Here is a 12,579-nt window from a genome sequence, read left to right as displayed (position 1 = left end):
GCCCGGGTTGTCAGGCTTCTTCTTCGAGGATCAGCTTCCATCCTGTGACGTCGTTCCAGTAAACCTGCTCACGTTCCAGATCGAGCTGAACCAGGTTGTTCTGGTTGAAGTAGCCCACCGGGAAAATCAGCGTCCAGTGGCCGTCATCGCATTTCAGAGTTAACGCATCCGGACGCGTAGTGGCCTGGCGCTGATTGTTCAGCAGGGTACCCAGGCGCAGCAGGAAAATCAGCGGCACAAACTGCTTTTTCTTGAACAGCGTGACGCGCGGCAACTCGTCGAGCTTCACTGCTTTGCGGTGGAATCTGACCAGCGCCGCCAGCAGCATCTGCTGATCCTGATTGAAGCCCGGCAGGTTGGTATTTTGCAGGATATAGGCGGAATGACGTTGCAGGGCGCTGTGATTAATCGTCAGACCCACTTCGTGCAGCATCGCCGCCCACTTCAGTAGGGCTGCCAGCTGCGGATTGGCCAGTTTCGGGTTCTGCTCGCTCCACTGCAGATAAAGCTGCTCTGTGGTTTCCAGCACGCGGCGCGCCTGATCGCTGTCAATGGCGTAATGATTCGCCAGACTTTGTGCCGTACGGCTGCGAATATCCTGATGGCGGAAACGGCCCTCCATCTCATAGAGCACGCCTTCACGCAGCGCACCGTCAGAAAGACGCAGCTCGCGAATCGCCAGCGCATCAAACACGCCACACAGAATCGCCAGTCCGGGCACAAACACCCCTTTGCGTTCTTCCGACAGGCCCGGCAGGCTGAGGGCCGCAAAGGATTTGTGCTTCATCACCTCGTCGTAGAGCTTGTCGAGGCGCTCAGGCGTAATCAGCTTCTCTTTTTCATCCATCGCCTGCAGCACTTCGCAGGCGGCCTTGATGGTGCCGGACGCACCCAGCGCATATTGCCAGCCATGCAGACGGTATTGCCACGCCAGCGTTTCCAGCTTCTGCGCAGCCGCTAAGCGGGCGCGACGGAAGTTTTCACGACTGATTTCCCCTTTCGGGAAATAGAGCTGGGCGAAACTGACGCAACCCATGCGCCGGCTCTCAACCAGTTGCGGTTCAAAATCCTCGCCAATCACCAGCTCGGTGGAGCCGCCGCCGATGTCGATCACCAGCTTACGGCCTTTCTCCGGCTGCGTGTGTTCAACACCCATAAAGATCAGACGCGCCTCTTCATGGCCTGAAATCACTTCGATCGGATAGGGGATCACCTCAGCCGCACGCTGCAGGAAGGTTTCGGCGTTGACCGCCTCGCGCAGCGTATGGGTGCCGACAATCGTCACGTTGCTGGGACTGAAGCCCTGCAGGCGCTCGGCGAACAGGGCCAGACAGGCTAATCCCCGCTCCATTGCCTCTTCGCTGAGATTGTGTTGAGCATCCAGCCCGTCAGCCAGATGGACACGCTGTTTAAGGCGGCCCAGTACCTGCATCGCACCATCGACGACCCGCGCAATCACCATATGGAAACTGTTCGAGCCCAGGTCAATCGCCGCAAACTCCTGGGGTTTTGGCGTACTTTTATGAGAAATTGGCATAGGATTTATTCAGGTTGTTCCAGTTTCTTGATGTAATCATAGATGGCCAGCTGCGAGCGCACTTTACGACGGTTGCCGCGCTGGACGTAATGGTTACTCAACTCTTTATCGACGATGCGGGCTTTCACCGTATCACTCAACTGAATAGCAATAATGTCGAGTATGCGCTGCCGGATGTGGGGATCGAGAATCGCCACGGCCACTTCGATGCGGTAATCGATGTTACGTGTCATCCAATCAGCGGAGGAGAGGAACACCTTCTTATCGCCGCCATTCTCAAAAATATAGACGCGATCGTGTTCCAGATAACGGTCAACAATACTGATGACTCGAATATTTTCACTGATCCCCGGCAGGTCCGGGATTAATGAGCACATTCCGCGCACCAGAAGATTGACCTTCACCCCTACGCTGGAGGCTGTATAAAGCCGATCTACCAGACCTTTGTCCACCAGATTGTTGATTTTCAGAGTAATGCCGCAGGGCTTATTCTGCTGTGCATTGGCAATTTCGGTGTCGATCAGTTCATACAGCATCCGGCGCGAGTTCTGTGGCGACACCATCAGGTGATCGAACGTCACGGGCCGGTAAGGATTCTCAATAAAGTTGAACACCCGGCGTACTTCATTGGTGATGCGTGCATCCGCGGTCAGTAACGAGTAGTCGGTATAAAGCCGCGCGGTCTTCTCATTAAAGTTGCCGGTGCCGATATGCGCGTAGCGCACAATCTCTTCGCCTTCGCGGCGTGAAATCAGGAACAGCTTGGCGTGGATCTTCAGGCCAGGTGCAGAGAAAATGACATGCACGCCCGCTTCGGTCAGGCGTTTCGCCCAGTAAATATTGGCTTCTTCATCGAAGCGCGCCTGCAACTCTACTACCACCGTGACCTTTTTACCGTTATAGGCGGCATGGATCATCGCATCCATGATGCGGGAGTGTTTAGCGACGCGGTAGATGTTGATTTTGATCGCCAGCACGCTGGGGTCAAACGACGCCTGACGCAGCAGTTCCAGCACGTGCTCAAAGGTGTGGTACGGATAGTAGAGCAGTACGTCGCGGTCGCGGATCGCATCAAAGCCGTTGCGGAAGCCATCAAAACCGATGTGGCGAATCTGCGGCAGCGGGCGGTTGACCAGGTTGTTTTTACCGACGTTCGGGAAGCCGATAAAGTCTTTGAAGTTGTGGTAGCGGCCGCCCGGCAGTATTGAGTCAAAGTTGGAAATCGAGAGCTTGTGGCACAGCAGCTCAACCATCGCCTCTGGCATGTCGCGCTGATAGACAAACCGCACCGGCTCCGCCGTCAGTCGCTGCTTCAGGCTGGAGGACATCAGTTCCAGCAGGCTCGACTCCATCTCTGTGACCAGATCGTACTCGGCGTCACGCGTCATTTTCATTGAATAGGCGTTAAGCGCGTCGTAGTCATAGAAGCCTTTGAAAATATCATCCAGGCAGTAACGTAAGATGTTGTCCAGCAGGATCATTGGCTTGCGACGGCGCGGTGGCTCTGCCGGTAAATTGATGAAGCGCGGCACTTTATCGGACGGGATCTCCAGCAGTGCATAACGAATATCGTCACCACGAATAATCTCTACCGCCAGGTAGGTGTAATCATCTTTAAGGAATTCGGTCAGGTCAGTTTCATGGGTGATCAGAATCGGGGAGATATGCTGACGCAGTTCATGTTTGAAGTAGTGGCGCAGCCACGCCTGCTGGTTGGGCGACAGCTGGCGTTCGTTGATCAGGAAGATTTGGTTACGTGCCATCTCCAGCAGCAGGTCGTTATAAAGTGCGTCGAACTCCTGATCGGACTTCATCACCCGCTGCTGAATTTTCTTAAACAGATGGCGTGGCGTACTGGCGGAACCCTGCTCTTCACCAATCAGAATGCGGCGTTTGAGGTCGGCGAAACGCACTTTATAGAATTCGTCGAGATTGTTGGAGTAGATGCCCAGAAAGCGCATCCGCTCAATCAGTGGATTGCTTTTGTCTGCTGCTTCCTGCAAAACCCGTTCATTAAAGGATAACCAGCTTAATTCTTTTTCTATATAAAGCTTTACCTGACCCATTCTCACTCCATTTAGCGGTTGCAGGACTGAAGATCCAGTATCCACCAACATTATGGCGAGAGTATGGCAGCGTTGTCCAACGCCAGGAGTTGTCTTATCAATCGGCTACGGGCAACATAGCGGCTTATTTTGGCCTGCTACCGGAACCGCATGAGCGCAAACCACATTCCTGTCCAATTCAGCGATCGCAAGCGTCGTGCCGTTGATCGTCTGACGCGGCGGCTGATCACCTGCTGTGGCGTCGCGATCCTGCTGCTGATGCTGCTGCTGTTCTGCTGGCTGATTGGCGTGGTATTACCGCTGTTTAATGCGCCGGGCCTGCAAATGGCGGCCAGCCAGCAACTCTGGGATCGTACGCCCGCTTTAGCAATAGGCAATCAGGGCAACACTGGCTGGCGTATCAGCGCGCACGGTGCAGCACGTTTTATTCCGCTGGATGGTCAGCCTGCGGAACCGGCGCTGGCGCTGACCCCGGCGCCCAATGAGGTGGTGCAGAGTGCCGATGGGCAGACGCTGCTACTGAATATGCAGGGCGCGCTGACGCTGATGCAGCCTGCGACCGACCAGCAGTGGCGCTTCCCGCTGGGCGACAAACCCTTTCATCTGCCTGATGGCGCAGTGACAAAGATGGCGCTGGCGACGCGTCATGCGGGTCAGTGGCGCATCGCTGCTCTCACTGAGGCCGGACTGCGGGTGCTGACGCTGGGCACCGATCGTCAGGCGTCGGTTATCCCGCTGCCGCAACGCCAGCTGGATCTGCTGGCGCTCTCGCCCTCCGGCGATCTGCTCTACACCACCGAAGGCACGCTGCTGCGGGTCTGGCAGCTTGACGATGACCGTGCCCTGCTGCGCGAAACGCATACTCTGTTGCAGCCCCCACAAAGTCTGCATCTGCTGGTGGGCGGAAAAAGCCTGCTGATTCAGGATCGCAGCGGTGTCACCCAGTGGTTTGCTATCGCCAGCGATCAGGGGCCGCGCCTGCAGCGTATCCGGACCTTTGCGCACAGCGATGGCGAGACGATTCTGGTAACAGAATCACAGCGTCGCGTGTTTGCGACGCTCAGTAAACAGGGGATGCTGCGACTGTTCGCCAGCAAGCAGACTGGCCCGATACTGCAGCGTCAGCTTGAACCCGGCATCGTGCAGGCGCAGTTTTCACCCCATGGCGACAGCCTGCTGATTGAGCGGGCGGGAAGCTGGCAGACCCTGCGGCTTGATAATCCGTGGCCGGATGTGACCTGGCGTAATTTCTGGCAGAAAATCTGGTATGAAAACTACCCCGGACCCGACTGGGTCTGGCAATCCACTGCGGCCGGTGACAGCTATCAGGCCAAGTTCAGCCTGATGCCGATGGTCACGGGAACGCTGAAAGCGGCCAGTTTAGCGCTGCTGTTTGCCACGCCGCTGGCGCTGGCCGCGGCGATGTACACCGCATGGTTCATGGCACCGGGGCTGCGGCGCTGGGTTAAACCAGCCATTGAAATGATGGGCGCGCTGCCAAGCGTAGTGGTGGGGCTGATTGCCGGGATCTGGCTCGCGCCGCATATTGGTCAGGCGCTGGTGGGGGTACTGCTGCTGCCCCTGACGCTGGCAGGCGCGCTGCTGTTGTGTGGTGTATTCAGCGCGCGTTTACCGCCGCAGTGGCGTCAGCCGGGCCGGGAAGTATTGATTCTGCTACCGCTGTTGCTGCTGGTTACGCTGTTGACGCTGTGGCTGCCGACGCTATTTATTCCGGATGCGGGCGACTGGCTGCCCCATTACGAGCAGCGCAATCTGCTGGTGGCCGCGCTGGCGATGGGCTTTGCGCTGGTGCCGCTGATCTTCACCCTCTCTGAAGATGCGCTGTTCAGCGTACCTGCGGCGCTGGGCCAGGGTTCGCTGGCACTGGGCGCAACGCCATGGCAAACCCTGACCCGCGTCGTACTGCCGGGCGCCTCCGCCGGGATTTTTGCCGCGCTGATGATCGGTCTGGGACGCGCCGTGGGAGAAACCATGATTTTGCTGATGGCGACCGGGAACACGCCGCAAAGCGAAGGTGGCCTGTTCAGCGGTCTTCGCGCATTGTCCGCCAACATCGCTATTGAGATGCCGGAAGCGGCAGCGGGCAGTGCGCACTATCGCGTGCTGTTTCTCAGCGCCCTGATGCTGCTGCTGTTTACGCTGGTGATCAACACGGTTGCCGAGCTGATCCGTCAGCGGCTGCGTCAGCGCTACAGCCAGCATGAGGAGCAGGCATGAAGGCGATGCGACAAAACGATCGCTGGCGCTGGTTAACCGCTGGTGCCGTTGTCGTCTGCCTGCTGGCCTTCACGCTGCTGATTGGGCTACTGGCGTGGCAGGGCGTCCGTGCTTTCTGGCCGCAGCGCGTGGATCTCTATACCTTCAGCCAGCCTGAAGGCGGTGAAACGCGCCTGTTGGGTGAAACCCTGGAACATCAGCGGCACTTTCCAGCGCCGGCCGATGGGCAGGGCAACAGCGGTGGTCAGGTGAATCGCTATCTGATTAAAACCGGTAACCGCGACTGGGATGCTCCCGATTTCCGCGTGGTCTACAGCCGTGCAGCGGCAACAATCAGTCAGCCGCCGGACGTCATGGTGCTGCAGCGGCGCAGCCACGGTCAGGCCTATGGCTGGTTTGTCGGCCTGCGTGAAGATAACGAAGAGTTAACTGCACAGAATCCCGATGCGCTGCTGCATCAGCGGCTCGGTCAGGTACAGATGCTGGTGCGGCAGGCTAACCAGATTCGCCGGGTGGATATGGCGCGCCTCAATAGCCAGCGTGAAGAGCTTGATGAGCAGGCGGCCACAAACCGGGCTGCCAGACGCTTTGATTTGCAGGCAGAGTCAGAATATCAGGCGAATCAGGCCGCACTGCAGCGCCGCTTTAATCAGCTGAGTGAGACACTGGCTTCTCTGCAACAGCAGAGTCAGCGCGATCTGTTAATCCTGCGGGATGGGCAGGGTAACGAACATGCGATTCCGCTGACCGAAATCGTCGACAGCTGGAAGCCGAACGCGATGACGCTGACCGGCAAAACCGGACATTTTCTGCATCAGCTGTGGCGTTTCGTCAGTGATTCACCTGCCGGGGGCGAAAGTGAATCCGGCGCGTTTCCGGCGATCTTTGGTACCGTGCTGATGGTGCTGCTGATGTCGGTGGTGGTGATGCCGCTGGGCGTCGTCGCCGCTATCTGGCTGCATGAATATGCCGGACGCAATGCGCTGACAAGGCTGGTGCGCATCGCGGTAGTCAACCTGGCCGGCGTTCCTTCCATTGTTTATGGCGTGTTTGGTCTGGGCTTCTTTGTCTGGCTGGTGGGCGGCACGATTGATCAGCTCTTTTTTGCCAGCGCACTGCCCAATCCCACCTTCGGCACGCCAGGTTTACTCTGGGCGTCGCTGACCCTGGCGTTACTGACGCTGCCGGTAGTGATTGTGGCGACCGAAGAGGGCTTATCGCGTATTCCCAACAGCCTGCGGCAGGGTTCGCTGGCGCTGGGCGCGACCCAGGCGGAAACGCTGTGGAACGTGGTGCTGCCAATGGCAGTGCCGGCCATGCTGACCGGCCTGATTCTGGCGGTGGCGCGTGCAGCAGGTGAAACCGCGCCGCTGATGCTGGTGGGCGTGGTGAAAATGGTGCCGGAACTGCCGGTCGACGCGGTGTTCCCTTATCTGCATCTGGATCGCAAGTTTATGCATCTGGGCTTCCAGATTTACGATCTGGCGTTTCAGAGTCCGAATATTGAAGCTGACCGGCCGCTGGTGTTCGCCACCGCGCTGCTGCTGGTGCTGATTATTCTGTCACTTAATCTGCTGGCGATGGGCCTGCGTCACCGTCTGCGTGAACGCTATCGCCTTATGACTCAATAACAGGCTATGACTATGACGTCCGACATGGATATCGCGCTGACCGTTAACCATCTGTCGCTGTGGTATGGCGAGCGCCAGGCGCTGCAGGATATTTCGCTGCAGGTGCCGAAAAACAGGATTACCGCGCTGATTGGCCCCTCGGGCTGCGGCAAGTCGACGCTGCTGCGCTGCTTTAATCGCATGAATGACGTGATTGATCACTGCCGGGTAGAGGGGGAGGTGTTGCTGGGATCGCAGCCGATCCTGCGCCCCGAACAGGATCTTTCCGCGCTGCGCCGTCGGGTTGGCATGGTGTTTCAGCGACCTAATCCTTTTCCAAAATCGATTTATGAAAATGTGGTTTACGGGCTGCGATTACAGGGTGTACGCGATCGGCGGGTACTGAACGAGGCGTGTGAGCGTGCGCTGCGTGCGGCGGCGCTGTGGGGTGAGGTGAAAGATCAGCTGTCACAGAATGCGCTGACGCTCTCGACCGGACAGCAGCAGCGGCTGGTGATTGCCCGCGCCATTGCCATTGAGCCGGAAATGCTGCTGCTGGATGAGCCGACCTCCGCGCTGGATCCGATCTCCACGCTGGTGATTGAAGAGCTGATGACCACGCTGAAGCAGCATTTCACGCTGGTGCTGGTGACGCACAACATGCAGCAGGCCTCGCGCGTGTCCGATTTCACCGCGTTTATGCATCAGGGCGCGTTAGTGGAGTTTGATGAGACCGACCGGATCTTTACCGCGCCGAAACAGCGACGGACCGAAGATTACATTACGGGACGCTACGGTTAAGAAAGGGGAAAAGTCAGGGGGCGTCAGGTGTGGAATAGAGTATCGGCTCAGGGAGCCAGTGCCCTTCGTAAAGACGCAAAACCGCCATCCCTGGCATGCTCAGCGCGGGCGATTACGCACCTCATCCCTGATGTGCGCCCGTTACCGGGCCAACGCTTTGCGTTGTTCAAAAACGCTCCCGGCCGTTTTTAACCGGGCGGCGCGATGCTTTACTACGGGCACAGGCTCCCCTCGCATCAAGCTTTTCAGCCGTCTGTAGGAAAACCTGTCACGGCTTTTAGAACGTCAGTCGTTAGCATAGCCCTGTGGCGGCAGCGCTTCGCCATCCAGCCAGGCTTTACCGTCACGCATCAATAGCCGGCCTTCAACAAACCAGCCGATCACCAGCGGATAGATCGCGTGTTCCTGGTGCTGCACCCGCTCGGTGATCTCCGCTTCGCTATCGTCAGGAAAGACCGGGACTTTAGCCTGCAGGATCACCGGACCCCCATCCAGCTCGTCAGTCACGAAATGCACGGAAGTACCATGTTCGCTGTCGCCGTTCTCCATCGCCTGACGGTGCGTATGCAGACCCGGATATTTCGGCAGCAGGGAAGGGTGAATATTCAGCAGGCGATCGTGAAAATGCGCCACGAATGCGCTGCTGAGAATACGCATATACCCAGCCAGGACGACAAGGTCGGGCGAGTACGCTTCAATCTCAGCGATCAGCTGGCGATCAAAGGCGTCGCGGTCAGCGAAATCGCTGGCGGCAAGCGCGTGGGCGGGGATCCCCGCCTCCTGCGCCCGCGTCAGGCCATACGCGGCGGCACGGTTGCTGAACACGGCAGCGACGCTGCCGTGAATCCGCCCGCTTTCACAGGCGTCAAGGATGGACTGAAGGTTACTTCCGTTGCCGGAAATCAGTACAACCAGCTTTTTCATCCGTTGATGACCACACGCTCTTCAGCATCTGACGCTTTAATCACGCCGAGCTTCCAGGCTTTCTCGCCTGCGGCCTGCATCAGCGCAATGGCGTTGTCTGCGTCTGCCGGGCTCAGTGCGATGATCATGCCGACGCCACAGTTAAAGGTACGATACATCTCGAAACGGCTGACGTTGCCCGCCTGCTGTAACCAGCTGAAGACCGCCGGCCACTGCCAGCTCTTCTCGTCGATGACAGCCTGGGTGTTTTCGGGCAGGACGCGCGGGATATTTTCCCAGAAGCCGCCGCCGGTCAGGTGCGCGATAGCGTGCACATCGACCTGCTCAATCAGGCTCAGGATATTTTTCACGTAGATGCGGGTCGGTTCCAGCAGATGATCGGCCAGCGGTTTACCTTCCAGCTGTTCAGCCAGCGGATCGGTATTGCTGACTTCCAGAATCTTACGCACCAGCGAATAGCCGTTGGAGTGTGGGCCGCTGGAGCCGAGGGCGATCAGTACGTCGCCATCCTGCACCTTGCTGCCGTCGATAATTTCTGACTTTTCCACCACGCCGACACAGAAACCGGCCACGTCGTAATCTTCGCCGTGATACATGCCTGGCATCTCAGCGGTTTCACCGCCCACCAGCGCACAACCTGACTGCAGACACCCTTCGGCGATGCCGGTGATCACCGCAGAGGCGGTATCCACATCCAGTTTGCCGGTGGCGTAGTAGTCGAGGAAGAAGAGCGGCTCGGCGCCCTGAACCACCAGGTCATTGACGCACATCGCGACCAGGTCAACACCAATGGCATCGTGACGTTTGAGATCCATCGCCAGACGCAGCTTGGTGCCCACGCCATCGGTGCCGGAGACCAGCACGGGTTCACGGTATTTTTGCGGCAGCGCGCAAAGCGCACCAAAACCGCCCAGTCCACCCATCACTTCCGGGCGACGCGTCTTTTTCACTACGCCTTTAATACGGTCAACCAGAGCGTTACCAGCATCAATATCAACACCGGCGTCTTTGTAACTGAGAGAGGTTTTGTCGGTCACTGCGAGGTCCCCACGCGAGTTGCGGTTGGTGGTTTAAAATAAAGCGCGGCAATTCTATCAGTGCAGGCAAACGTTTGCGAGTCCGGCATTGCGCATCGGGCGATTTTCATTAATCCTTTATTTGTCCCGGTAAAACCCACGGCTTTGCGCAAGAGCAGGTGGCGCAGCGTGCAAAAGGCGGTATAATCCCGCGATTTTTTTTAGCTCAACTCATTCCGGGAGAACACCAATGAAGATCGTGGAAGTCAGACACCCGCTGGTCAAACATAAACTGGGCCTGATGCGTGAGCATGATATCAGTACAAAGCGTTTTCGCGAGCTGGCCTCTGAAGTGGGCAGCCTGCTGACCTACGAAGCGACCGCCGATCTGGAAACAGAGCGCGTGACCATTGAGGGCTGGAATGGCCCGGTAGAGATCGATCAGATCAAAGGCAAAAAAATCACGGTGGTCCCGATTCTGCGTGCCGGCCTGGGCATGATGGAAGGGGTGCTCGAACACGTTCCCAGCGCCCGTATCAGCGTGGTGGGTGTTTACCGTGATGAAGAGACGCTGGAGCCGGTTCCCTATTTCCAGAAGCTGGTCTCTAACATCGAAGAGCGCCTGGCGCTGGTGGTCGACCCGATGCTGGCGACCGGTGGTTCGATGATTGCCACCATCGACCTGCTGAAGAAAGCGGGCTGCACCAGCATCAAAGTGCTGGTTCTGGTTGCCGCGCCAGAGGGGATTGCCGCGCTGGAGAAAGCGCATCCTGACGTCGAGCTTTACACCGCGTCAGTGGATCAGGGACTGAACGAAAAGGGTTACATCATTCCCGGGCTCGGCGATGCCGGGGACAAGATTTTCGGAACCAAATAAATCGCACAGCCGACCAGAGAGTCGGCTTTTTTTTGACAAAAATAATGCCCTGAACGGATTCGCTCTGTCGCAAGGCGCACCGGCTTGCCTGCTGCTGTGCCAGAGGCGCGAACCCACGGGGATACAAAACATAAGGGGATAAATGATGACTCGTCGCGCCATTGGCGTCAGTGAACGGCCGCCGTTACTGCAAACCATTCCACTCAGCCTGCAACACCTGTTTGCCATGTTTGGTGCCACGGTACTGGTACCGATTCTGTTCCACATCAACCCGGCGACGGTGCTGTTGTTTAACGGCGTCGGCACACTGATTTATCTCTTTATCTGTAAAGGCAAAATCCCCGCCTATCTCGGTTCCAGTTTTGCCTTTATCTCGCCGGTGCTGCTGTTACTGCCACTGGGTTACGAGGTCGCGCTGGGCGGATTTATCCTGTGCGGCGTGCTGTTCTGTATCGTGGCGCTGATTGTGAAACGCGCGGGCACCGGCTGGCTCGACGTGATGTTCCCCCCGGCGGCCATGGGCGCGATTGTCGCCGTCATCGGTCTGGAGCTGGCGGGTGTCGCCGCCAATATGGCTGGCCTGCTGCCCGCTGAAGGCAGTGCGCCCGATAGCAAAACCGTGCTGATTTCGCTGGTCACGCTGGCGGTAACGGTCTTCGGTTCGGTACTGTTCCGTGGCTTCCTGGCGATTATCCCGATTCTGGTCGGTGTGGTGGCAGGCTATCTGCTCTCTGCCTTTATGGGCATCGTTGACTGGAGTGGCGTGGTGAAAGCCCCGTGGTTTGCCCTGCCAACCTTCTATACACCGCGTTTCGAGTGGGTGGCAATGCTGACGATTCTGCCTGCGGCGCTGGTGGTGATTGCCGAGCATATCGGTCATCTGGTGGTTACGGCCAACATCGTGAAGAAAGATCTGATTCGCGACCCTGGCCTGCATCGTTCGATGTTCGCCAACGGCTTATCCACCGTTATTTCTGGCTTCTTTGGTTCGACGCCGAATACGACCTACGGTGAAAACATCGGCGTGATGGCGATTACCCGCGTCTATAGCACCTGGGTGATTGGCGGTGCGGCGATTCTGGCGATTCTGCTCTCCTGCGTCGGCAAACTGGCGGCGGTGATCCAGGCGATCCCGGTGCCGGTGATGGGCGGCGTGTCGCTGCTGCTGTATGGCGTGATTGGCGCATCCGGTATCCGCGTGTTGATCGAATCCAAAGTCGATTACAACAAAGCGCAGAATCTGATCCTGACCTCGGTGATTCTGATCATCGGCGTCAGCGGGGCGAAGGTACATATCGGCGCGGCAGAGCTGAAAGGCATGGCACTGGCGACGATCGTGGGTGTTGGCCTGGCGCTGCTCTTCCGCGTGATCTCGCTGTTGCGTCCGGAAGAAGTGGTGCTGGAGGCTGAAGAACCGCGCGAACATTGATCGCAGCGCGCCTGACAGGATCCGGGGCAGGGACGCCCCATTCATCTCTTTCTGAAAACTGTGTTAGACTTCCCCCGATTT

Annotated in this window: 9 protein-coding genes; 5 read left to right on the top strand and 4 right to left on the bottom strand. The window is 57.9% G+C overall.

Features of this window, described 5'->3' with window-relative positions; translation table 11 throughout:
- Window positions 1-10: 10 nt before the first annotated feature.
- A complete protein-coding gene (ppx, locus tag AC6I8C_RS14005; protein WP_497822836.1) occupies window positions 11-1,537 on the bottom strand; it encodes an exopolyphosphatase in 1,527 nt (508 codons plus the stop codon).
- 5 nt (window positions 1,538-1,542) lie between these two features.
- Window positions 1,543-3,603 carry a polyphosphate kinase 1 gene (gene ppk1, locus AC6I8C_RS14000; RefSeq protein WP_033733510.1) on the bottom strand — a complete coding sequence of 687 codons (2,061 nt, stop codon included), beginning with the start codon at window positions 3,601-3,603 and terminating at the stop codon, window positions 1,543-1,545.
- Window positions 3,604-3,753: 150 nt separating this feature from the next.
- On the opposite strand from ppk1, the gene AC6I8C_RS13995 reads away from it, so the two are divergent.
- Genes AC6I8C_RS13995 through pstB form a run of 3 tightly spaced genes read left to right on the top strand, consistent with a single transcriptional unit; the run spans window position 3,754 to window position 8,252 of the window.
- Window positions 3,754-5,841 carry an ABC transporter permease subunit gene (locus tag AC6I8C_RS13995; protein WP_497822835.1) on the top strand — a complete coding sequence of 696 codons (2,088 nt, stop codon included), beginning with the start codon at window positions 3,754-3,756 and terminating at the stop codon, window positions 5,839-5,841.
- Entirely contained in the window at window positions 5,838-7,472 is a 1,635-nt protein-coding gene (gene pstA, locus AC6I8C_RS13990) for a phosphate ABC transporter permease PstA (RefSeq protein WP_497822834.1), read from the top strand. The genes AC6I8C_RS13995 and pstA overlap by 4 nt, the downstream gene beginning before the upstream one ends.
- Window positions 7,473-7,484: 12 nt before the next feature.
- Window positions 7,485-8,252, top strand: coding sequence for a phosphate ABC transporter ATP-binding protein PstB (pstB, locus tag AC6I8C_RS13985; RefSeq protein WP_497822833.1), 768 nt, complete (start codon window positions 7,485-7,487; stop codon window positions 8,250-8,252).
- A gap of 285 nt (window positions 8,253-8,537) precedes the next feature.
- Here pstB and purN read toward each other — a convergent pair whose 3' ends face one another.
- Window positions 8,538-9,176, bottom strand: a complete 639-nt coding sequence (gene purN, locus AC6I8C_RS13980) for a phosphoribosylglycinamide formyltransferase (RefSeq protein WP_497822832.1) — start codon at window positions 9,174-9,176, stop codon at window positions 8,538-8,540.
- Window positions 9,173-10,213 (bottom strand): phosphoribosylformylglycinamidine cyclo-ligase, encoded by a 1,041-nt coding sequence (gene purM, locus AC6I8C_RS13975; RefSeq protein ID WP_497822831.1) that lies wholly within the window; start codon window positions 10,211-10,213, stop codon window positions 9,173-9,175. Before purM ends, purN begins: the two co-directional genes overlap by 4 nt.
- 229 nt (window positions 10,214-10,442) lie before the next feature.
- Here purM and upp point away from each other — a divergent pair, with 229 nt between their 5' ends.
- Window positions 10,443-11,069 (top strand): uracil phosphoribosyltransferase, encoded by a 627-nt coding sequence (upp, locus tag AC6I8C_RS13970; protein ID WP_009088774.1) that lies wholly within the window; start codon window positions 10,443-10,445, stop codon window positions 11,067-11,069.
- A 145-nt stretch (window positions 11,070-11,214) separates the two neighbouring features.
- Window positions 11,215-12,498, top strand: coding sequence for a uracil permease (uraA, locus tag AC6I8C_RS13965; RefSeq protein WP_497823345.1), 1,284 nt, complete (start codon window positions 11,215-11,217; stop codon window positions 12,496-12,498).
- Window positions 12,499-12,579: the final 81 nt, after the last annotated feature.

Source organism: Pantoea sp. X-Soil-YNGN-844, from assembly GCF_059730595.1.
Note: the sequence above shows the minus strand (reverse complement) of the source record. Positions and strands in the feature narration are given on the sequence as shown.

Bases quoted from the DNA above. Each gene is read 5' to 3' on its own strand.
- uraA (WP_497823345.1), top strand. From the start codon at position 11,215: ATGACTCGTCGCGCCATTGGCGTCAGTGAACGGCCGCCGTTACTGCAA.
- purN (WP_497822832.1), bottom strand. From the start codon at position 9,176: ATGAAAAAGCTGGTTGTACTGATTTCCGGCAACGGAAGTAACCTTCAG.
- AC6I8C_RS13995 (WP_497822835.1), top strand. From the start codon at position 3,754: ATGAGCGCAAACCACATTCCTGTCCAATTCAGCGATCGCAAGCGTCGT.
- pstA (WP_497822834.1), top strand. From the start codon at position 5,838: ATGAAGGCGATGCGACAAAACGATCGCTGGCGCTGGTTAACCGCTGGT.
- ppx (WP_497822836.1), bottom strand. From the start codon at position 1,537: ATGCCAATTTCTCATAAAAGTACGCCAAAACCCCAGGAGTTTGCGGCG.
- ppk1 (WP_033733510.1), bottom strand. From the start codon at position 3,603: ATGGGTCAGGTAAAGCTTTATATAGAAAAAGAATTAAGCTGGTTATCC.
- pstB (WP_497822833.1), top strand. From the start codon at position 7,485: ATGACGTCCGACATGGATATCGCGCTGACCGTTAACCATCTGTCGCTG.
- upp (WP_009088774.1), top strand. From the start codon at position 10,443: ATGAAGATCGTGGAAGTCAGACACCCGCTGGTCAAACATAAACTGGGC.